The 21032-nt window shown below is 66.2% G+C and carries 17 protein-coding genes, 4 tRNA genes and 1 pseudogene; 12 read left to right on the top strand and 10 right to left on the bottom strand.

What is annotated here, in order from left to right:
- Positions 1–60: 60 nt before the first annotated feature.
- Complete coding sequence (locus H4W30_RS41190) at positions 61–1410, top strand: nucleobase:cation symporter-2 family protein (protein ID WP_192747655.1); 1350 nt, start codon at positions 61–63, stop codon at positions 1408–1410.
- On the opposite strand, the gene H4W30_RS41185 is transcribed toward H4W30_RS41190, so the two are convergent.
- Positions 1407–1931 (bottom strand): serine/threonine protein kinase, encoded by a 525-nt coding sequence (locus tag H4W30_RS41185; RefSeq protein WP_192747654.1) that lies wholly within the window; start codon positions 1929–1931, stop codon positions 1407–1409. The two genes, H4W30_RS41190 and H4W30_RS41185, sit on opposite strands and share 4 nt — an antisense overlap.
- 246 nt (positions 1932–2177) lie before the next feature.
- Between H4W30_RS41185 and H4W30_RS41180 the strand changes: the two genes are divergently transcribed.
- Entirely contained in the window at positions 2178–4955 is a 2778-nt protein-coding gene (locus H4W30_RS41180) for an EAL domain-containing protein (RefSeq protein ID WP_192747653.1), read from the top strand.
- Positions 4952–5251: a GNAT family N-acetyltransferase gene (locus tag H4W30_RS41175; RefSeq protein ID WP_192747652.1), complete on the top strand. Its 300-nt coding sequence runs from the start codon at positions 4952–4954 to the stop codon at positions 5249–5251. The genes H4W30_RS41180 and H4W30_RS41175 overlap by 4 nt, the downstream gene beginning before the upstream one ends.
- Positions 5252–5255: 4 nt before the next feature.
- Here H4W30_RS41175 and H4W30_RS41170 read toward each other — a convergent pair whose 3' ends face one another.
- On the bottom strand, positions 5256–6077 hold the full coding sequence (locus tag H4W30_RS41170; RefSeq protein ID WP_192747651.1) for an arylamine N-acetyltransferase family protein: 822 nt from the start codon (positions 6075–6077) through the stop codon (positions 5256–5258).
- A gap of 157 nt (positions 6078–6234) precedes the next feature.
- On the opposite strand from H4W30_RS41170, the pseudogene H4W30_RS41165 reads away from it, so the two are divergent.
- Both H4W30_RS41165 and H4W30_RS44680 read left to right on the top strand, forming a co-directional pair.
- Positions 6235–6813 (top strand): annotated as a pseudogene (locus H4W30_RS41165) (S1 family peptidase); the annotation flags it as partial.
- Positions 6814–6877: 64 nt separating this feature from the next.
- On the top strand, positions 6878–7015 hold the full coding sequence (locus tag H4W30_RS44680) for a hypothetical protein (RefSeq protein WP_318780767.1): 138 nt from the start codon (positions 6878–6880) through the stop codon (positions 7013–7015).
- Between the two features lie 130 nt (positions 7016–7145).
- Here H4W30_RS44680 and H4W30_RS41160 read toward each other — a convergent pair.
- The 6 genes from H4W30_RS41160 to H4W30_RS41135 form a co-directional block, all read right to left on the bottom strand.
- Positions 7146–7258: transfer RNA gene (locus H4W30_RS41160), tRNA-OTHER, on the bottom strand.
- A 211-nt stretch (positions 7259–7469) separates the two neighbouring features.
- Entirely contained in the window at positions 7470–8654 is a 1185-nt protein-coding gene (locus tag H4W30_RS41155) for a hypothetical protein (protein WP_192747650.1), read from the bottom strand.
- Positions 8655–10631: 1977 nt separating this feature from the next.
- Positions 10632–10705: transfer RNA gene (locus H4W30_RS41150), tRNA-Phe, on the bottom strand.
- 31 nt (positions 10706–10736) lie between these two features.
- Positions 10737–10810, bottom strand: a tRNA-Asp gene (locus H4W30_RS41145).
- Between the two features lie 28 nt (positions 10811–10838).
- Positions 10839–10911: transfer RNA gene (locus tag H4W30_RS41140), tRNA-Glu, on the bottom strand.
- A gap of 234 nt (positions 10912–11145) precedes the next feature.
- Complete coding sequence (locus H4W30_RS41135; protein WP_020633070.1) at positions 11146–11403, bottom strand: hypothetical protein; 258 nt, start codon at positions 11401–11403, stop codon at positions 11146–11148.
- A gap of 513 nt (positions 11404–11916) precedes the next feature.
- Between H4W30_RS41135 and H4W30_RS41130 the strand changes: the two genes are divergently transcribed.
- The gene (locus H4W30_RS41130; RefSeq protein ID WP_126732294.1) at positions 11917–12336 is read left to right on the top strand and encodes a hypothetical protein; all 420 of its coding nucleotides are present in this window, start codon (positions 11917–11919) and stop codon (positions 12334–12336) included.
- Positions 12337–12454: 118 nt separating this feature from the next.
- Here the strand turns inward: H4W30_RS41130 and H4W30_RS41125 are convergent, their stop codons facing one another.
- On the bottom strand, positions 12455–12658 hold the full coding sequence (locus H4W30_RS41125; RefSeq protein WP_003097368.1) for a cold-shock protein: 204 nt from the start codon (positions 12656–12658) through the stop codon (positions 12455–12457).
- A gap of 421 nt (positions 12659–13079) precedes the next feature.
- On the opposite strand from H4W30_RS41125, the gene H4W30_RS41120 reads away from it, so the two are divergent.
- The 6 genes from H4W30_RS41120 (at position 13080) to H4W30_RS41095 (ending at position 18228) form a co-directional block, all read left to right on the top strand.
- Positions 13080–14321: a L,D-transpeptidase gene (locus H4W30_RS41120; RefSeq protein ID WP_192747649.1), complete on the top strand. Its 1242-nt coding sequence runs from the start codon at positions 13080–13082 to the stop codon at positions 14319–14321.
- Positions 14322–14636: 315 nt separating this feature from the next.
- On the top strand, positions 14637–14984 hold the full coding sequence (locus tag H4W30_RS41115; protein ID WP_192747648.1) for a hypothetical protein: 348 nt from the start codon (positions 14637–14639) through the stop codon (positions 14982–14984).
- Complete coding sequence (locus H4W30_RS41110) at positions 14985–15542, top strand: SigE family RNA polymerase sigma factor (RefSeq protein WP_126732297.1); 558 nt, start codon at positions 14985–14987, stop codon at positions 15540–15542.
- Between the two features lie 4 nt (positions 15543–15546).
- Positions 15547–16005 (top strand): hypothetical protein, encoded by a 459-nt coding sequence (locus H4W30_RS41105; RefSeq protein WP_225950822.1) that lies wholly within the window; start codon positions 15547–15549, stop codon positions 16003–16005.
- A gap of 213 nt (positions 16006–16218) precedes the next feature.
- Positions 16219–17634 carry an MFS transporter gene (locus tag H4W30_RS41100; RefSeq protein ID WP_192747646.1) on the top strand — a complete coding sequence of 472 codons (1416 nt, stop codon included), beginning with the start codon at positions 16219–16221 and terminating at the stop codon, positions 17632–17634.
- Positions 17635–17643: 9 nt separating this feature from the next.
- Positions 17644–18228 (top strand): PaaI family thioesterase, encoded by a 585-nt coding sequence (locus H4W30_RS41095; protein ID WP_192747645.1) that lies wholly within the window; start codon positions 17644–17646, stop codon positions 18226–18228.
- A 1-nt stretch (position 18229) separates the two neighbouring features.
- On the opposite strand, the gene H4W30_RS41090 is transcribed toward H4W30_RS41095, so the two are convergent.
- Positions 18230–20905, bottom strand: coding sequence for a serine/threonine-protein kinase (locus H4W30_RS41090; protein ID WP_192747644.1), 2676 nt, complete (start codon positions 20903–20905; stop codon positions 18230–18232).
- Between the last annotated feature and the right edge of the window lie 127 nt (positions 20906–21032).

Here is a 21032-nt window from a genome sequence, read left to right as displayed (position 1 = left end):
CATTCAACACCGCCCTCGCGCGACATGATCGTCACGCGAGGACGCGCTACGGTCGGTTCCATGAGCAGGCCCGAGGTCCACCCGGTCGACGCCCGCCCGCCGCTGCCGAAGCTGACCTTGCTCGGCCTGCAGCACATGACGATCATGTACGCGGGCTCGGTGGCCGTTCCGCTCGTCGTGGGCAGCGCGCTGAACCTGGACGCGGCGACGATCGCGTTGCTGGTCAACGCGGATCTGCTGGTCGCGGGGATCGCGACGCTGATACAGGCGGTCGGGATCGGGAAGATCTTCGGCATCCGGCTGCCGGTGGTGGCCGGCGCGACGTTCACCGTGGTCAACCCGATGATCATGATCGCGTCCCAGTACAGCATGCAGGCCGTCTACGGCGCGATGATCGCGTCGGGTGTTTTCGGACTGCTCATCGCGAAACCGTTCGCGAAGATGATCCGGTTCTTCCCGCCGCTGGTTTCGGGCACGCTGCTCATGGTCATCGGTATTTCGCTCATCGGCCCGGGCGTCGGCCTCATCGCCGGCCACGACACCGGAGCACCGGATTACGCGAGGCCGGCCAACATCGCGCTCGCGTTCGGCGTGATCGCGGTGATCGTGCTGTTCACGCGGGTCCTGCGCGGGTTCGCGAGCCAGATCGGGCCGTTGCTGGCGCTGCTGATCGGCCTGATCGCGGCCATCCCGATGGGCTTGGTGAGCTTCAAGGGCATCGCCGACGCCGGCTGGTTCGGCCTCGCGTCACCGTTCCACTTCGGACCGCCGACCTTCCCGGTCGCGGCCGTGCTTTCGATGTGCGTCGTGATGCTGGTGACCTACACCGAATCCACCGCGGACCTGGTCGCCGTCGGCGAGATCACCGGACGGCCGGCGACGGACTCCGACCTCGCGCGCGGCCTCGCCACCGACGGCCTTTCGGCCATCCTCGGCGGCGCGATGAACTCGTTCCCGGACACGGCTTTCGCCCAGAACGTCGGCCTCGTGCAGATGACCGGGGTGCGCAGCCGATGGGTGGTCGCGATGGCGGGCGGCCTGCTCGTGCTGATGGGCCTGGTGCCGAAGGTCGGCGCGTTCGTCGCGGCCGTACCCGAGCCGGTGATCGGCGCGGTCGCGGTGGTCATGTTCGCGATGGTCGCCGCGGTCGGCGTGCAGAACCTGAAGAAGGTGGAGTTCTCCGGCAACCACAACACCTTCATCGTCGCGGTGTCGGTGGGGGTCGGATTGTTGCCCGCGTTCGCCACGAACCAGTTCGGGAATTCGATCTTCTTCCAGCATTTCCCGGCGTGGCTGCAGACCATCTGCGGCAGCCCGATCACGGTCGCCGCGATCGTCGCCTTCACCCTCAACCTGCTGTTCAACCACCTCGGCAAACGCCGGGACCCGGATCTACTGCAGGCGCCCTAGCAGAAGAGCCACTTCGGCCACAGCTTGCACTCTTCGGTCGGCGTCGTCGAGGGCGGCGGCGGAGTCGGGTTGGGTGGCTGCGGAACGACGGTCGACCCGGTCGTCCGCGGCGGGTCGGCAGGGGCGTTCGACGACGTCGGCGCGGTCGTGGGGTCCGGGGAGTCGGACGTCTGCACGGCCGAACTCGACGTGCGGCGGCTGGACGTCGTCCGGCTGGGTCGCGACGAAGGCTCCCCTTCGCCGGTTTCGACCGTCTCGGTGGACGGGACCGCTGACGTCGCGCCCGCTCCGCCGTTCTCCGAGGGCCGCTTCGGCATCTCGATGACGCTCATCTGGTTCGGCGCCGCATTCGGTTCGGGTTCCGAATCGAATCCGACGAGGACAGCGGCCGCACCGCAGGCGACGACCACGGCGATCACCACCGCGATAACTCTCCAGCGTGACTTTGCCCGTGACTCCTCGTGGTCGTCCCAGCCCTCGCGAATAAGCAGGTCGGCGACCGAAACGTCGTCGTCATCCACCAGCTGAAACCTTTCGCACCGGGAACGAGCGAAGAGTAGCTTTACCGCAACTCACCGCCGAATGGGTGAAGTTAACCAAAAATTATTCACCCGATGGAACACGCTAGCGTAGGCCAGTCACACAGCGTGTATTCATCTGCTCCCGCGTATATCGGCGGTGACCGACCTTCGGTTCGCGTATACAGCGCCCCCGGCGGGTGGTGTAATCGACGGTGCCAGCACCGGAAGAGGGGGTTCGGACGGATCATGGAGGCTGACGCCCTCGCCGTGCCCGGAGCCGGTAATCCCGGTCGTCCGGCGGACGCCCCGTTCGGGAACGGGCCGGTCGGCGATCTCGGCCTCGCGGGCGACCACGCCGCCATCTGGTCGTACGACTTCGAGCACGAGACCCTGTCCTGGCTGCCGGGACTGGAGAACCTGCTGGGTGGAGGCGTCCTCACCGAAGGCGAGATCGAGTCGAGGCTCGCCGATCTGGTGGCCCCGCTGACCTCCGGCACCCGCACTTCCCCGCCGTGGCGCGAGTTCGAACTCGAGCAGTCGTTCCGGAACCCGGCGGGCGAGGTCCGCTGGATCCGGCTGCGCGCCCGCACCATCGGCGACGACAACGGCTCGACGGGCCTGCTCGGCATCGCCACCGACGTGACCGACGTCCGCGAGAACCGGCAGGCCCTCGAAGATCTCACTGACCGTTACCGGCTTTTGGTGGAACTCAGTCCCGACGCGGTCTGTGTCCACGAAGCCGGCGTTGTCACCTACGTCAACCGTGCGGCCGTCACCGCGCTCGGAGCGTCTTCGACGGCTGAGCTGATCGGGCGGCCGATCATGGATTTCGTCGCCGACGAATCGCTCCCGGCCCTGCTGGACAGGATCGCGTCGCTCCACCGCCAAGGCGCGTCGACCGACCCCGCCGACACCGTCATGCTCCGCCTCGACGGCACGAAGTACCTGGTACAGAGCATTTCGGTGCGCACGACCTGGGAAGGAAGGCCCGCGTTCCAGGTCATCATGCGCGACATCAGCGCGCAGAAGGCCGCCGAAGCGACCCTGCGCTACCAGGCCGCGCTGATCAGCCACGTCAGCGACGCGATCATCGCGACCAGCGGCACCGGCGTGGTGACCAGCTGGAACCCCGCCGCCGAGAACGTCTACGGCTGGACGGCGGGCGAGGCGATCGGCCGCACGGTCAGCGACCTCGTCGGCGCCGCGCTCGATCCGGAGACGGTGCTGCGCCGGGGCGGCGTCATGCAGACGACCCACCGCCATCGCAACGGTTCGACCCTGGCCATCCGCGTCTCGGCCGCGGAGATGAACGACGGCTTCGTCCTGGTCTGCGCCGACGAAACGGCCCGGCGGCGCGCCGAACAGCACTACAGCACGGTGGTCGCGTCGCTCGACGAAGGCGTGGTCGTGATCGGCCCCGGCGGCCTCATCGAATCGGCCAACCCCGCGGCGTGCCGGATCATCGGTGTCGGCCACGACGACCTCATCGGCGTCCCGTGCGTGACGCTGGAGCTGTACGACGAACAGGGCCGGATTCCGCCTGCCCGGATGCCGTCGGTGATCACCCGGCGCACCGGGGCCACGCTGACCGGTCTCGTCCTGCGGCTGCGTAGGCCCGCCGGCGACGACGTCTGGATCTCGCTGACCTCGCGATTGCTGACCCCGGAGGACCCGTCGGCCCTGGCGGTGGTCGCTTCGTTCACCGACATCACCGAACGCCGCGCCATCGGCGAACGGCTCGCCCACGAGGCCACGCACGACCCGCTCACCGAACTCGCGAACCGGACGCTCGTGCTGGACAGCCTCGCCGAGGCGCTCTCCGGCGCGGGCCGCGCCGAGCTGACCACGCTGCTGTTCATCGATCTCGACAAGTTCAAGGTGATCAACGATTCCCTCGGGCATTCGGTCGGTGACAAGGTGCTCCGCATCGCGGCCGAACGGCTGCGCCGTGGGATCGGCGAGAACGATCTCGTCGGCAGGCTGGGCGGCGACGAATTCGTCGTCGTGACCGCGGAAATCACCGAGCCGCACGAGATCAAGGCACTGGCCGAGCATCTGCGCGAAGCGCTGACCGAACCGATCACCGTCAACGGCAGGCAGCTGCACATCGACGCCAGCATCGGTATCGTCACCGCGGCCAACGACGACACCCGGACCGCCGAAGACCTGTTGCGCGACGCGGATGTCGCAATGTACCAAGCGAAAACGCTCGGCCGGGCGCGCTACGAGTTCTTCGACGTCGAGCTGCGCGAGCGGATGCAGCGGCGGCTCCGGATGGAACAGGACCTGCGCGACGCGTTGCAGAACGAGGAGCTCTGGACGGCGTACCAGCCGGTCGTGGACATCGAATCCGGCGAGATGGTCGCCGTGGAAGCGTTGCTGCGCTGGAAACATCCGGCGCACGGCACGATCTCGCCCGCCGAGTTCATCCCGCTGGCCGAGGAAAGCGACCTGATCAACCTGATCGGCAAGTACGTTCTGCGCACCACCACCCGCGAGATCGCCAGGCGGCGCGAACAAACCGGCATCGACCTCAACCTCAAGGTCAACCTCTCGGCCCGGCAGCTGGACGACCCGCATCTGGTCGCCGGAGTGCAGGACGCGCTGAAGACCACCGGGCTCCCGCCGCACGCGCTGACCCTGGAGGTCACCGAGAGCGCGCTGATGCGGGACCAGGCCGCGGCCGCCGAAGTCCTGACGTCGTTGCGCGATCTCGGTGTCTCACTGGCGATCGACGACTTCGGCACCGGCTACTCGTCGCTCGCCCAGCTGCAACGGCTTCCCTTGGATACGCTCAAGATCGACCGCACCTTCGTCACCGGCATCGCGGAATCGCGCGACGCGGCGGCGATCGTCAAAAGCATCATCGCGATGGCGCACGCGGTCGACCTGATCGTCGTCGCCGAAGGCGTCGAAGACGAACAGCAGCTCGCGATCCTGCGCGAGCTGCGTTGTGACCAGGCGCAGGGCTTCCATCTCGGTCGCCCCGCGCCGCCGGACGAACTTTTCGGAGCCGTGGGATGAGTGTCGAGATCAAAGCCGGAAAAGACCGCTACGACATCGTGGTGGACGGGAAGACCGCCGGGTTCCTGGACACCCGCACCCGTCCGGACGCGATCCTGTTCCTGCACACCGAGATCTCGGACGATTTCGCGGGACAGGGCCTGGCGGGCAAGCTCGTGACCGCGGCGCTCGACGACGTCCGGGCGCAGGGCAGGTCCGTCCTGCCCTACTGCCCGTACGTACGCTCGTTCATCGCGAAGCACCGTGAGTACGAGGATCTCGTCCCCGAGGACAAGCGCGCCGAATTCGAACTCTGAGCCCTCAGCCCGGATAGACCGTCAGTAGTTTCGCGAGCTCGTCCTCGGTGAGGACGACGTCCAGCTCGCGCAGTGTCGCGTCGAGTCGCCCGGGCGGGATCGTGGTGGTCTCCTTGGTCCCGTCCGGGCGTTCGACGATGAACTCCTCGCCGACCAGTTTGCGGCTGAGTCCTTCCTCCAGCCGCATGACCACCAGCTGCCCGGTGAACGGCGACCGCGGATGCGTCGACGTGTAGTGGTGGTAGACCTCGTAGTCGATCCGGTGCATCGGCGTGAGTGTGAAGGCGTGCAGGTCGGTCCAGTCGTCGCCCTCCTGTTTCTGCAGCCGCCACCAGTCACCGTCGGCGACGAGCCGGTGCGGCCAGCCCGCTTGATCCACGACGGCGCCGTCGACCAGCGGCATCGGCACGAGCATGCCGGCGCCGAATCCGACGTCGACCAGATGCGGGACGCCGTCGGCCTCGACCACGAGCGTCATATGCGTGTACGGCCCGTTCTTCTGCGGCTGCACCCGCGCGACCAGGCGGCGAACGGGGTAGCCGAGCTGCTCGGCGGCCGCCGCGAAAAGGCTTCCGTGCTCGTAACAGTAGCCGCCACGCCGGCGGCGGACGAGTTTGCCGATCACGTCTTCGAGCGCGATTCCCTTGTGCTGCCCCAAAACGACGTCGACGTTCTCGAACGGGACGGCGAGGATGTGCGCCTTCGCCAGCTCACGCAACGCGGCGGCGGAAGGCTTCGCGCGATCCTGGCCGATCCGGCCGAGGTACTCGTCGAGGTCGAGGGTGCCGACGGTCCATTCGTCGACCTGCTCAGGTGCGATTGTCATGCCGCGAGATTGACACCTCCACCTAACTCGAAGTCAAGGTCCGCCAACTGGTAACTGGCAACGGCCACCGACTTTCGTCACTTCCACGGACGAGTGACGATTGGCCACCCTTCCGGAGTGAGCCGGTGAAACACACCGGTGTGGAAGGAGAAAGCAGATGAGGACTCGTTCCCTCGTCGCCGGTCTGCTGACCGGAGCGGCCGCCGTACTCGGGTTGGCGATGCCGGCTTCCGCCGCCGAACCGCCCTCGGGCGTTCAGCCGCTGATCGTGGGTGGTGTGGACGCGACCGAGACCTACAGCTTCATGGCGTCCATGCAGACCAAGAGCGGCGACCACAACTGCGGCGCGTCGCTGATCACGCCGGAGTGGCTGGTGACCGCCGCGCACTGCGTCGAGGGCGAGCAGCCGTCGAACTGGCAGTACCGCCTCAACACCACCGACCACACCAAGGGCGGCGAGGTCGCCGAGGTCGACAAGTTCGTGGTCCACGAGAAGTACGACGGCTCCGGCCCGTACGACATCGCCCTGGTGCACCTGAGCAAGCCCGCGGAGGCGGCGCCGATCGAGATCGGCCAGTCGCCGGCGGCGGGCACCGACGTGCGGGAGATCGGCTGGGGGCTGACCTGTCCGACGCGCGGCTGCGGTGAAGCACCGGTGGTTCTCCAGCAGCTCGACACCAAGGTCGCCGAAGACTCCGGCTGTTCCGGCTCCGGGGCCTACGACGCACAGACCGAGCTGTGCATGGACAACCAGGGCGGCAAGGCGAGCGCCTGCTACGGCGACTCGGGCGGCCCCCGCCGTGGTGAAGTCGGGCGACAAGTGGACGCTGGTCGGCGCCACGAGCCGCGGCCAGACCGCCAGCTGCCCGGAGATGCCGGGCATCTACACCGACGTGACCGCGTTCGGCGACTGGATCAAGCAGCAGACCGGTCAGTAGACGCCAGATCCCGCCCCGCGCGGTGGCGCCCGATGCACCTGCGACATCGGCCGCCACCGCGCACTGGCGTGGAATCGGCCCCAGGCATGAAAAACCGCCTCGATGTGCATCGAGGCGGTTCGTTGAGCGGTGGCCAGGGCCGGGGTCGAACCGGCGACCTTCCGCTTTCCGGTCTCGGGGAGTGCGTTCGGGTGGGTTCGTCGTCAGCAACTGCCCAGGTCACAGACGTGTGGCGACCTGGCCTGAACCCCTGTGACCTCACATGACTGGAACCCACTTTGGGCACCTCCAGCAGGTAGCGCGCTAGCGAACTTGACCTCAAGTTACAAGCTGTTCGGTCCGGTTCAGCGTCCAACCACAAGAGCAAACGACCTGCTAGTGGCGGACACCGCTCGGGACTCAACGCGAGTTTCGTGCTTGCGACAACTCAGGAAGGTACGACACCGACACTCACTCAGCCCTTTTCGTCACCCATAAGCACATCAAGGTATCCTCGCACCGGCAAGGACCGGCCAGAAAGCTCAACCTGCAGGCCGCCGGTTACCTGCCCGTCCACGTTAGTCGCAGTTGCAGTCCATTGAATGTCGATCTCACTCAGGACAGGGTCGTTTACAAAAAAGACCAAGGTTTCAAGGTCGACCGCACCACGCGGCCTGAGAGTAACATTCGTGAATTCCACCTCACACGTCTCACCATTTTCTATGAGAACCCCCGAGGCGGGTATCGTAATTTGCCTACGTTCACCGGCACCCACGAGCCATGAATAATCTCCAGGATCACGGAGCACCGGAAGATTGCTCTCCCGACGCGGACCATAGGAACGCGGCGACTGAGGCGGAGTTGCGGTAGGTTGCCGAAATTCTGACTCTACCGCAACAGTATCCACACCACGAATCTTGAGAGTCACCGCCACATTTTCAAAGACCTTGTCCGTCTCGTTCGAAAGAGTAAAATGAACACTTCCCTCCGAGCTGGAAACGAACGCCCAGACTAAGTGCTCATTAACATACTCATCAAACTTCGACCCGTATTCTTCCACCTCTGCAGCAAAATCCGAGATTGTTCTATTTTCCGCCACCACTTTTGCGGGCCACGCCATTGACGAGAGAGCTTCTCGAAAAGAGGAAAGCACCTCGTCCACCTCAGCTAACTTGCCAACTTCGTCGACTGTCAGGTCTTCCCCAGCGGCGCGCTTGTCTTGAATCCGTTGAATTTCCGCAACTGTAGGGCCTCCGCTTTTTGTGTCATAGTCGCTCAACTTTCGAACCTTTGTAGGACGCGCCCGCTTAAAGGATTCGCCGTCGATCACCTTTCGCGCCGCATCCAACAATTTTAACTTTTCCTTGCGAACCAAGGACTCGATCACCTCATCCGAGTCGATAAAACGAGTAATACCCACATCTGGAACTAGCAAACTCAAGGAAACCTTCAGGCGAGCAGCTTGCGAGGTTTGCCATTGTTGAATTTGGGGAATTACAATTGCGGTCGCCGCAAATACAATACCTGCCACAAGTAACAAAACAAGTGCAGTACCCGACAGTGATTTGCTTACTGCAGTAATCACAAAGAGCGCACCAGCCGACAAGCAGGCGACTAGAACAAGTGCCCACCTTGGCACTCTCAGGAGAGCGTCCTTCATTTTGTCATACTACGCTTTCGCAGATCGTTCCCGCGAGTCATGCGTGAACCAGCCTCCGCCTGGCGCCCTTCGACTAGTGTGGACACACATTAGCTCCTGAACCGCCATCATTAATCTCCCCCTGCCTATATTGCGTGCCGCTGGCATAGGTCGCTTCCACGCGCGTAACCGCTAACATGGCGCACCCGCGCACTAGCCAGGAACAGAATAGGTCAATTTACGAAGCGAATAAAATTACCTAAACTCCACATCCCGACTTGTGAACCGTCAGTCCCAAATTCAACTTGCGGAGACGCGCCCAGCAAACCGGCCGGTCAATTCGGCCTACTTTCCGCTTTCACCGTTCTCCATAAGAAGGCCTGTTAGCCATTCTGGAGGCGGTCCGACCGCAGTTACAAATCTAGCAATATCGTTACCCAAGTCAGTGAACCGAATATTATATCGCACACTATCGGCAAGGTGACTCCCCTCAGATACAACCACTACCCCCTTTTCCGCGAGACTCAGGAGACTGCCAGGTAACGGTTGATCCGCCGACCTAATCAACGAGGTTCGCGGGGCTAATCCCTGTCGCGCAAGGTCATGAAACCTTCGCGCGAAGTCACCTACGCGCATAGCTTCCAGTTGCGTAAGGCGCCTCAGCAGCTCGACAGCCATACGGCCCTCCACCTCGCCTGGGTAAGTGCGGAGTATGCCGTACATCGGGTGCGCTGAACGCTTGCGTGGTTCATGTGGCTCCACGGACTGATTCCGGCGCGAAATCTGCGAAAAGGTTCTGTCAATTGCTCTCGTTAGCTTTTCCTCTAACTCTTCAGATATAAGCCCCTCATTAGTCGGGTCTTCGGCACTATCCTCCGCTACCTCGCGCGCAACAGATGGAACCTTTTCCTTCAGTGCCGCCCGTAGCACCTCGCCAAACAGGTCTCGCTGGTTCGACAATACCGAATTGCTAGTGGCCCTGATGTCTGCAAGCGCCGCCTGCGTCGACGAGTTCACACGCTCTGTCTGCACCAACTGCTGGGCTCCGGCACTCGACTGAAGCATCGAAACGATTAGTTGGGCAGCAAAAGCTAGAACCGCAAGAGCTAGCGCAACGGTTGATAGCGCATCCGCCTTCTGCACACTCGCAACAACCACAAGAGTGCCCAGGCATGCGCTAGCAAAAATCGCAAGGCTTAGAGTGAGGCTACTCCAACGAATATTCAGACCCGATTTTGCCGAGTAGCCTGGCTCTTCCAACTCAGACATGTCGCCACCTGCCCATAGTTGATCTAGTGCTTAGGCAAGGAGTCGTCGGGAAGAGCGCAGACGTAACATCTGCACCTGCCGAACTTGGCTCTATGGGATCAAGGCGCCGCCAGCGGCGGCACGCAAATGTCACCTGCGTACGGCGGACTCCACGCGTGGCGGGATCGGCCTCCTGCCCCGCTCCGGCCGCCCGCCGGGCGAGCCCGCCGCAACGCGCGAGACCGTGCGCGCGCCGCCACCAGCCGTGATCTCCGTTGCCCTACGGCAGCCCCATCACCCGCGCCCACGCGTCGAGTCGGTCCAGCGGCTTGCCTGGTGGGCCGGGTCCCGTCGCAGGCGATCGTTTAACCCCGTCCAGCCACCATCAAGAGCGTCAATGGCGTCGCTACGCGATGAGCTTCGCTCACTCTTGACACCGTCAGGACGGGGCTAGGCTGGCAGGGGCGAGGGAAAGGCAACGGAATGCACACCAGCCAAGCCAGCTTCGCAGCCCGACCCACCTCAGGCAGCCGTACCGAGAAGCCTCGGAGTGGCAGGTAGCGGCACGCCAGGAAGCCCGCCAGCTCATCTCATCAGACCAACGGGGCATGAAGGACGTCGTGCACCCGCGTGCGACAAGCGGTGGCCAAGGCGAGGCGAGGCAACCACGGTCAAGAGTGGACAGACGCAAGATCGACCCTGGAAATGAAAAAACCGCCTCGATGTGCATCGAGGCGGTTCGTTGAGCGGTGGCCAGGGCCGGGGTCGAACCGGCGACCTTCCGCTTTTCAGGCGGACGCTCGTACCAACTGAGCTACCTGGCCGGGAACGCCGGCGAGGAGCCGAACGATCTTGCGACCCTGACGGGACTCGAACCCGCGACCTTCGCCGTGACAGGGCGACGCGCTAACCAACTGCGCCACAGGGCCTTGCATACTGCTTTGTAACTGTACTGCGTACTCCCAACGGGATTCGAACCCGCGTTGCCGCCTTGAAAGGGCGGAGTCCTAGGCCGCTGGACGATGGGAGCCCGGTTCGGTTTCGGCGAACCGACCGACCCGCGCTCTCCGGTGTCCCCGGGAGCGAACATAACTATAGGACACACCCGTTTTCGGCTTCGCACAGGGGGTCCCCTAGTTGTTCACAGGGCTGGGACCTGCGAGAACGCGGTGACTTCAGGATATCAGGCCCGAGCGGCCGCCCGGGCCTGAAACGGAGCCCGGCCGCGCGGCACACCCCGCGCGACCGGGCTCCGTGAACGAACTCAGCGCTGAACGGGCGCCTGCCCGTCCTCGTCCAGCGTCAACCCCAGCATGTCCAGCAGCTGGACACAGTCATCGACACCCAACGCCCCGTTGGCCACCGCCAGCCGGGCACGGCGCACCTGGTCGTCGGAGACACGCTGCGCGTCCCCCTGACCCGTGCGCTGCGCCGGCAGACCACCGGCCAACGTCGTCGAGCTTCCCCCATCGGCACCTTCGTACCGAAGGAGGAACTGTCGAACTTCCACAGACCCACCCATGGTTCCTCCAGACGGCCAACGAACAGCTTGGCCGCGAGGCTAACCAGAGCCGGCCGCGACACACAGCCCCCCGGAGAGTGAACCTGTCGCCACGCTCCGCACAACGCAGAGCGATCACGCGTACGCCCGCGCCACATGAACCACAGGCGAACCAGAGGTGGCGCCCTGACCGGAATTCTGCCCGCGCCCACTCGCCCTTCTCAGCAAACCGTGCAACAATCGATTTGCTGACACACCCCCGGTCAGCGCCTGTGGAGATCCCCTCCGACCCCCGCGTTCCTCCCCCTGGCGCGGGGGTCGCTCCGTTTTCTGGGGGCCACCCCCAGACCCCAGGTTCCTTGAGGCGGCGGTTGGCGGCCCGGACCGGTCCCTTGATCGAATTCGTTCCGGTCGCGGGTTGTGATCACGGGAAAAGGTTTTCCCGTCAGGGGCTGGGCCATTCGAGACAAAGAAATCGGTGTGTCGTGGCTCACTGTGGTTGGTTTGCCGAGACCGAACCGTTATCGTGGCCCGGTGCCCCTTCCTTCCCTGAGCCGTCGTAGCGGCAGCCGCACGAACCTGAAGCCGGTCAACCCCGGTCGTCACCGCAACTCCGCCTCCAAGGAGGCCGAAGCGGTCGTCGAAGACACGGAGCTCACCAGCTACCTTCGTGCCCTCGCCCCCGAGAACGACCCGGAGAGCACCGGCACCGGCAAGCGCTTCGGCGAAGCGCAGGTGTTCCAGCTGCGGATGAACCTCATCGCCTGCGAACAGCTCAAGGACGCCGCCGCCGAGCGCAACCTGTCGCCGCAGGCGCTGGCGCAGGAATGGATCCTCGAGCGCCTCTCGTGGGAGTCGCAGGCCAACTCGGCCCAGCAGCGCCGCCACGAAGAAGCCCACACCGACGAATTCCACTTCGACGCCAACGCGTGGGAGCAGCCCGTTCCCCGCTGATCCCCGTCACCCGGAACGGAACAGCACAACAGAAGAAGTTTTCACGGCAAGAGAAAAGCCCCCGGCGAGATCGCCGGGGGCTTTTCTGATCAGTCTGAGCAACGCCTGAAGGGCGGACTCAGATCGCGCGGACCTTCTGGGCCTGCGGGCCCTTCTGGCCCTGACCGACCTCGAACTCCACTCGCTGGTTCTCCTCGAGCGTGCGGAACCCGCGACCCTCGATCTCCGAGTAGTGAACGAAGACGTCGCCCTCGCCGCCATCCTGCGCGATGAAGCCGAAGCCCTTCTCCGCGTTGAACCACTTCACAGTGCCTTGCGCCACCGCTGTACTCCTCGTTGCACATCCGCTTCGAGTGCCTCCGAAGCGACACCCAGACCGTCCCGGGCGGTTCCAACGAGTCGAGCGAAGAGCGCGTCACCGGCTCATGGCTCGCGTCAGAAGTTCCGCGAGTGTGAAGCCACGAACACGCAAAACGACGGCCTGATGGCAGAGTACCGGGATCTGGCCATATTTGAAGCCCGTGATCGGACTCTGGGCACCCCCAAGTACCAAGGTCACCGGAACGTCGTACGCCGATCCGGGTTCTGTCGGACCCCGTCGCTACCCTGTCGCCGCACGCCGACCTCAGGTCATCGCCGGACACGGACCGAAGTCGGTCATGCCCCGATCGTGAACCAAGGCCCACTCGATTGTGACTCGCATCACTCTCCGTGGGATCAACTTAAGGGGCCGTCCGGACGTCATGGTCGGTGTACAGGGGAGCAAAGGGGAAGCTTTGAGGTTTTCGGAAACCGCGCGCCGCCGGGCGGCGTTCGCGGCACTGGGGTTGGTGGCCGTTCTGACGCTGGGGGCGTGCAGCAGCGAGCCGACCGTCTCGGCCAGCGGGCCGGACGGCGGCGGGCCGGTCAGCAGTGACACCGGCGGGCAGGCGCCCGCGCCGGCCAAACTGACGTACGAGCCCGCGGCGGGCGCGCAGGACGTCGCGCCGGGGCAGCCCATCAAGGTCAGCGTCGCCGACGGCACGCTCGACCAGGTCGTGCTGACCAATCCGGACGGCAAGCAGGTCGCCGGCCAGCCGTCCGAGGACAAGAAGAGCTGGGTCACCACCGAACAGCTCGGCTACGGCAAGGCCTACACGTGGTCCGGCAAGGCCACGGGCACCGACGGCAAACCCGTCGAGATCGGCGGGACCTTCACCACCGTCAAGCCGCGCAAGCAGGTGGGCGCGAACATCAACGTCTTCGACGGGCAGACGTACGGCGTCGCCATGCCGATCACGCTGACGTTCCCGAGCAAGGTCACCGACAAGGCGTCGGTCGAGAAGGCGCTGTCGGTCGAGACCACGCCGAAGACCGAGGGGTCCTGGGCGTGGGTCCACGACGACACTTCGGTGCACTGGCGGCCGAAGGCCTACTGGCAGCCCGGCACCACGGTGAAGTTCAACGCCAAGATCTACGGCGTCAAGATCGGCGAAGGCGTGTACGGCAAGGAAGACCGCTCGGCGAGCTTCACGATCGGCCGCTCGCAGATCGTCAAGGGGAACACCCAGACCCACCGGCTCGTGGTGATCCGTGACGGGCAGCAGATCGCGGACTACCCGGCCAGCTACGGCCTCGACGCGGACCCGGGCCGCGTCACGCCGAGCGGCACGCACGTGGTGATGTCCAAGCACGACACGTACTCGATGACCAACGAGCGCTACAACTACGAGAACATCGTCGTCCCGTCCGCGGTGCGCTTCTCGACCAACGGCGAGTTCATCCACGGCTACGCGCCCTCGATCTGGGCGCAGGGCAAGAAGAACATCTCGCACGGCTGTGTGAACCTGGCGCCGGCGAACGCCAAGGCGTACATGGACGGCGCCCTGGTCGGTGACCCCGTCGAGATCGAGGGCAGCACGGTGAAGATCAACCGGGCGCGCGACTACAGCGACTGGACCTACTCCTGGGAAGAGTGGACCAAGCTCTCCGCGCTCGCGAGCTGAAGTACTTCCATGGAACCGGGCGGCCGGAGACCTTCGCGGTCTCCGGCCGTTCGTGTTGGTCGCCGTGCGCTGTTTGGTCGCCGTGCGCTGACTGGAAAGTTCCGCGGGGCGCGGTACCGCGATCGTCCTCCGGTGGTCCTGGAAGGCGCCCCGCAAAACGTTCCAGTGGGCCTTCGGCCCGAAAGAGGGCGCACGGGTGAAGTCTCCGTCGGGCGCGGGGCGCCCTTGGGGAGACGTCTCGGGAGATTTTCGAAAACTCGATGCAACCCCACGGTGAGCGGGACGCATGTCTAACGACGTAAGGCGCCGCGGCCAATGAGCGGCGCCCGGATCGAGGAGACACTCTTGCGTACTCGTATCGCTCTTTCCCTCGGCGCGCTGCTGCTGGCGGGCGGCGCCGCCTTCGCGACCACGTCGCTGGCGTCGGCCGATCAGAGCGCGCCGTCGCCGACGGCCACTCAGGCGCCCCAGCCGCCGACCAAGGCGCCCACCGCGGCACCGGGCGAACCGACCCGCGCCACCACCGCCCCGCCGGCGCCGGTCCCGCCGAAGACCACCGCCGCCGTCGTGAAGCCGGGCGAGCACCGCGTGCCCAAGGCCGTTCCCGCCGGGCCGACCGGGGATCTGCACCTCCCCGCCATCGTCGAAGGAGCCGGTAACTAGGTGTCGCCGAGCCGCTCGTCGAAGACCGGGACGGGCTCGCCGTGGGACGGCGAGTTCGCCCGGTACTTCGACGAGCGCGCGCACAGCCTGCGTGCCACCGCGTACCTCCTGTGCGGCGACTGGCACCAGGCCGAGGACATCACCCAGGCCGCGCTGCTGAAGCTGTACCTGGCTTGGCCGAGGCTCTCCCGGCACGACGCGCTCGACGGCTACGCGCGCAAGATCGTGCTGCGGACCTTCCTCTCCGAGCATCGGCGCGTCTGGCGCAAACGGGAAAAGCTCACCGACGCCCTTCCCGACGTCCCGGGTGAGGCGGGCGGCACGGAACAGGAGATGCTGGTCAGGCACGCTCTGTCCGGCATCGCCCCGAAGCAGCGGGCCGTGCTGGTGCTGCGCTACTTCGAAGATCTCGGCGTCGAAGAGACGGCCGCGGCACTGGGCTGCAGCACCGGGAACGTGAAGAGCCAGGCCGCGCGGGGTCTGGCGACCCTGCGCAAGCGGCTCGGACCGCATTTCAGCGAACTGGCCTTGAGCGGAGCGCACGACGATGGGAGGTGAGGAGATGGACGAGGACATCAAGGGCGTGCTGTCGCACGGGGCGAGCGGTCCCCCGCTGGGTATCCGGGCGGCGGACATCATCGAGCGGGGTGGCCGGATCCGGCGTCGCCGCAAGCGGCTGGCGGTGGCGGGGAGTTCGGTGGCGACGGTCGCGGTGATCGTGTTCGGCGCGATCGCCGTGGGTGGTCGCGGCGGTGAGGGTTCCGCGCCGGTGCAGCCCGCGGTGCCAGGCCTTTCGACCATCGCCCCGGCACCGGTCTCGCCGGCGCCTGCCGAGACGACTCCCCGTCCCGAAGTCTCCCCCGGGAAGCCGCCCCCACCGGCGACGGCCCCGAAGACCGATCAGGCGCGCTCGACACCGAAGACCGTTCAGCCCGGGCGTACGACGACGGCCGTTCCTCCTCGCGCTCCTTCACCGACGAAGCAGCCGAGCGAGCCGCCGACGGCGGTCACGACCCACTGATCTTCGCCCGGAACGTCCGATTCCCGAAGTGTGACCCAAAGTAATCGGAAATTCTCCGACATCAGGTTTACCTGGTGCTTCGTCACCGATTCGGGGGAACGGCGTTCGACCGACCGATCCAAAGCGCTGAACCCGGACGTTTGAACACCTACGGTCGAGGGAACAAACCCTCGACGATGGGTAAGTAAACGGGTGGGTCGGGAGGTCAAACCCATGGCCGAAGAGGCGCTGAGCGCGTCACATCAGGAAAAAGGGGAACCGGCGGAGGCCCCACCTGAGCAGATCAGAAAGGCCGTCGCCGGAGCGGCGATGGGTAACTGCATCGAGTGGTACGACTTCGGTGTTTTCGGCTTCATGCCCGCCATCCTGGGGCAGGTCTTCTTCAACGCTTCGAGCACTTCCGAAGGTGCGCTGGCGACCTTCGCGGTCCTCGCGATCACCTTCATCGTGCGGCCGTTCGGCAGCTTCGTGTTCGGTCCGCTGGGGGACAAGATCGGGCGCCAGAAGGTGCTCGCGCTGACGATCATCCTGATGTCCGGGTCGACGTTCATCATCGGCCTGTTGCCGTCCTACGCGACGATCGGCCCGGCCGCCGCGGTCCTGCTGATCCTGTTGCGCACCATCCAAGGCTTCTCGGCGGGCGGTGAGTACGGCGGCGCGGCGACGTTCATCGCGGAGTACGCGCCCGCCCGGCGCCGGGGTTTCTGGGGCAGCTGGCTGGAGTTCGGCACGCTCGTCGGGTTCGCGATGGGCGCCGGCTTCGTCACGATCTTCACCGTCGCCCTCGGCGACGAGGCCATGCGCGAATGGGGCTGGCGCCTGCCGTTCCTGATCGCGGGGCCGCTCGGCATCATCGGTCTCTACCTGCGGAACAAGCTGGAGGACACTCCGCTGTTCCAGGAGATCGAGAAGAAGAACCAGGTCGAGAAGTCGCCGCTGAAGGCGCTGCTCAAGAAGCACTGGACGTCGATCCTGCACCTGATCGGCATCGTGGTGATGCTGAACGTCGCCGACTACATCGTGATCACCTACCTGGAGACCTACCTCAAGGACGTGGTCGGGTTCAGCGGGCACGCGCCGCTGCTGATCATCCTGGCGACCATCGCGCTGATGCTGATCTTGATCGTGCCGATCGGCATCCTGTCCGACAAGATCGGGCGAAAACCCATCCTGATCGCGAGTTGTGCGAGCTTCCTGGTGCTTCCGATCCCCGCGTTCTCGCTGATGGGCGCGGCCGCGGACGACCAGAACGGCTGGCAGCTCGCCCTCGGCGTGCTGATGATCGCGGTGCCGTTGGTGCTGATCCTGGCCGTGCTGGCGGCGACGCTGCCGGCGATGTTCCCGACGCAGGAGCGCTACGGCGGTTTCTCCATCGGGTACAGCGTTTCCACCGCCGCGTTCGGTGGCACGGCGTCGTACATCATCGGCAGCCTGGTGAAGTCCACCGGCGACAACCTGTGGCCCGCGTACTACCTGATGGGCGCGGCGGCCATCGCGGCCATCCCGATCCTGCTGCTGCCGGAAACGGCGGGGGTGTCGCTGCGGCGCATCGTGAGTTCGCGGATCATCCGGCGCCGGAAGCCGGAACCGGCCACTCCCGGCGGCGCCTCGGAGCTACCGGCGAGTTAACGTCTTTCCATGAGCCGTATCTCGCAGCCGTGGCCGCCGGTCGAAGTCGAACCGGCGACCGTCCACCCGAAAGCCCCGCAGCCGGGCAGTCACCTCGGCATCCACTTCGGTGAGTGTTTCGGGTGCGGCGACGAGATCGAGGCCGGGCTCCACCTGCAGTCGACGGTGGGCGAAGGGACGACGGTGTACTCCAAGTTCACCGTCACCTCCGCCCACCAGGGTGCGCCCGGCCTCGCCCATGGCGGCCTGCTGGCCTGCGCCTTCGACGAGGCGCTGGGCGCGACCGTCGGCAACCTGCTGCGCCGCCCCGCCGTCACCGGGAAGCTGGAGACGGATTTCCTCCGCCCGGTTCCCGTCGGCTCGACCCTGTACATCGCCACGAAACTGGACGGCGTCGCCGGCCGGAAGATCTACGTGAGCGCCGACGGACGGCTCGACGCCGAAGACGGCCCGGTCGCGGTGCGCGCGCGTGCGCTGTTCGTTCGGGTCGAATTCGAGCACTTCAGCACCCACGGGGATCCCGAGGCGCTGCAGAAGCTCGCCGCCGCGCACGAGAAGGCCAAGCGCGAACGCGAATGGGACATCAACCCCTGAGCTAGGTCAGGGTTCTCGGCCGGATCGCGTTCGCCTTGTCGACCAGTTCGACGCGCTGGTCGACCGATCCGGCCAACCGGGCCAACGTCCGATAGCAGCGCTCGAGCCCGAACCGCAGGTCTCGTTCCTCCAGGGCACAGCCCAGCACCTTCGCCCCCGGCGTCGGCCGGTTCTGCGAGTTGAGCCAGCCGTACGCCGCTTCGAGGACCTCCGCCGACAAACGCGTGCGACGCTCGGCGTCGAGCTGCAGCCGCTCCAGCCTGGTCGAGGCGTCGACTAGGTCCCGCTCGGACACCATCACCGGGTCCTTGCCGCCGCCGTTGATCCTGGTCTTGATCTTGATCGCGGCCACCTGCGCGGCAACGTGATGCGACGACGACGCGGGGACGGCTTCGAGCACCTCGATGGCGCTCGCCCTGGCACCCTGAGCGAGATACACACGAGCGAGACCGAAGGCGGCACTGACGTACGACCGGTCCGTTCGCCACACCAGCTCGTAGTAGCGCGCGGCGCCGAAGTAGTCTCCGACCCCCTCCGCGCTGACGGCCAAGGCCAGCTTCGGCGCGATCTCGCCGGGCAGGTCGTCGTACACCGCTCCGAACGCGACGTGCGCGACCCGGGACCGGCCGCCCGCGAGCTCGATCAGCCCGCGGTACCAGTCGATCCGCCAGTCGTGCGGGAAACCGGCCTTGATCGCGAGGTACTGCGCGGCCTGCAGCTGCCGCTGGGCTTCGACCAGCTCACCGAGCTCGATCCGGGCTCGGACGATACGCAGCCGGACCTCGATCGACTCGCGCGGCGCCCCGGCCAGCGACTCGATCGCGCCCTTGGGATCGAGCGCGACCGTCGACGCGAGCACGCCCGCCGCCGGGTCGTCCGTGTCGACCTGCGGGATCGGCAGACCCGCGACCACCTCGCCGGCATCCGGCAGCGGCACGCTCCCGCCGTGCTCCGGGACGACCATGTCCACGCCGAACGTGCGGGTCTCCGGACCGAACACGGTCGAAGCGCCGGGACGCGGCTTCCCGGTACCCAGCGCCATGATCTCGCGGAGCACACCGGTCAGCTGGTCGGCCATCTCCTCGGCGGCGATGAACCGGCGATCCGGGTCCGTATGCGTCGCGCGCTTCAGGAACCGGTAGTACGAACCGAAGAGCGCGAACAACGGGACTACGTCCGGGCCGGGCAGGGTCGTCTTGTACTTGGTGGTGTAGCCGGAGAATTCGAAGCTGAGGACGGCGAGCGTGCGGCCGACCGTGTAGAGATCCGACGCCACCGAAGCGCCGTGTGTCGCCAACTCGGGCGCGCTGTAGCCGGTGGTGAAGAACAGCGGGCTCTCGTAGTCGTCGATGCGGCGGACCGCGCCGAGGTCGATCAGCTTGAGCTGTTCGTGCGTCTGGATGACGTTGTCGGGTTTGAGGTCGCAGTACAGCAGGTTCTGGCCGTGCAGGTAGCCCATGGCGGGCAGGATCTCGAGCCCGTAGGCGATCACCTGGCCGATCGGCAGCGGCTCCGGGCGCTTCGTCTCGCGGTGGTGCGCGAGCGCGAGCTGGCGCAGCGACTGGCCGCCGACGTACTCCATGACGATGTAGCCGACCGAGTTGCCGGTGTCGCCGTCCGGATGCTGCACGAAGTTGTGGATCTTGACGATGTTGGGATGCTCGACCTCGGCGAGGAACCGCTGCTCGTTGGCGGCGGCCGCCATCGCGGTGGCGTCACCCGTGTCGATCAGGCCCTTGAGGACGACCCAGCGGTCGCTGACGTTGTGGTCCTGCGCGAGATAGATCCAGCCGAGGCCGCCGTACGCGAGCGCGCCGAGGACCTCGTACTGGCCGCCGACGATCTCGTTCGGCCGCAGCTTCGGGACGAAGGAGAACGGGTTCCCGCACTTCTCGCAGTTGCCCTCGGGCGGACCTGGCTTGCCGTCCTTGCCGCGGCCGACCTTGGCGCTGCAACTACCGCAGAACCGCTTCTCCTCCGACACCATCGGGTTCTCGAGGACCGCTGACGCCGGGTCGCGGTACGGCACCTGCGGCACGTCGACGAGCCCGGCGCCGAGACGGCCACGGCGCGACGTGCGGGACGACGTCCGGCGCGCGGTGCCGGGGAACGAGCCGGTTCCGGTGCCGGTCCCCGTGCCTCGGCTGCCCGATCCGGTACCTGTCCCGGTTCCGCGGCTCTCGCTGGAGCGTTCAGGGAGGACGCTTTCCGTGCCAGGGTCCGGGAGCGGCCCTGGTCCGCTGTCGACGCGCGGCGTCGGCGGCATGATGCTCTGCGTCTCCGGCGCCGGTGAGGCGAGGACGCTGGTCGGCTGCGGCGCGTCGGCGGGGGCCTGCCAGTCGGGGCGGACGACCTGCGTCTTCGGGCTCACCGGGGCCATGTCGCCCGGCGGGCGCGTCGGGTCCTCGGCGCCGGGGATCGGCCGCTGCTGGCCGCGCGGCGGAGTCCGCGGACGCTGGACGGGCGCGTTGATGGCCGTGCGCTCGGCGTCCTTCTCCGGCTGCGGCTCCTGCTTGGGCCGCGAGGGCTCGGACAGATCGAGCCTGCCGGAAATGGACGGTTCAGGCGTTTCCCAGCGGACCGGTGCCGGCGGCGTCCAGGAGGCGGATTCCGCCTCACGGTCCGGCGTGGCGTCGTCCGGCGCTGCGTGCCGAGGACGGCGCGGCTCTTCCGACACTGGTACCTCCCGAAATCCCCGCGACGGCGTCGTCCCTGATCCTAGTGGTGAGCAGGCAGGTCGTGTCCGCGCCGGGTCGAACCCGCTACGGTGCGGTGGAGAACCGATTCAGCAGGTGATGAGGGGG

Origin of the sequence: Amycolatopsis roodepoortensis (assembly GCF_014873915.1) — a bacterium.
In the GTDB taxonomy this organism is placed as follows: Bacteria; Actinomycetota; Actinomycetes; order Mycobacteriales; family Pseudonocardiaceae; genus Amycolatopsis; species Amycolatopsis roodepoortensis.
Note: the sequence above shows the minus strand (reverse complement) of the source record. Positions and strands in the feature narration are given on the sequence as shown.

Coding starts and splice junctions, on each gene's coding strand:
- H4W30_RS41190 (WP_192747655.1), top strand. CDS start 61: ATGAGCAGGCCCGAGGTCCACCCGGTCGACGCCCGCCCGCCGCTGCCG.
- H4W30_RS41180 (WP_192747653.1), top strand. CDS start 2,178: ATGGAGGCTGACGCCCTCGCCGTGCCCGGAGCCGGTAATCCCGGTCGT.
- H4W30_RS41175 (WP_192747652.1), top strand. CDS start 4,952: ATGAGTGTCGAGATCAAAGCCGGAAAAGACCGCTACGACATCGTGGTG.
- H4W30_RS41170 (WP_192747651.1), bottom strand. CDS start 6,077: ATGACAATCGCACCTGAGCAGGTCGACGAATGGACCGTCGGCACCCTC.
- H4W30_RS41155 (WP_192747650.1), bottom strand. CDS start 8,654: ATGAAGGACGCTCTCCTGAGAGTGCCAAGGTGGGCACTTGTTCTAGTC.
- H4W30_RS41135 (WP_020633070.1), bottom strand. CDS start 11,403: ATGGGTGGGTCTGTGGAAGTTCGACAGTTCCTCCTTCGGTACGAAGGT.
- H4W30_RS41120 (WP_192747649.1), top strand. CDS start 13,080: ATGGTCGGTGTACAGGGGAGCAAAGGGGAAGCTTTGAGGTTTTCGGAA.
- H4W30_RS41115 (WP_192747648.1), top strand. CDS start 14,637: ATGAGCGGCGCCCGGATCGAGGAGACACTCTTGCGTACTCGTATCGCT.
- H4W30_RS41105 (WP_225950822.1), top strand. CDS start 15,547: ATGGACGAGGACATCAAGGGCGTGCTGTCGCACGGGGCGAGCGGTCCC.
- H4W30_RS41100 (WP_192747646.1), top strand. CDS start 16,219: ATGGCCGAAGAGGCGCTGAGCGCGTCACATCAGGAAAAAGGGGAACCG.
- H4W30_RS41095 (WP_192747645.1), top strand. CDS start 17,644: ATGAGCCGTATCTCGCAGCCGTGGCCGCCGGTCGAAGTCGAACCGGCG.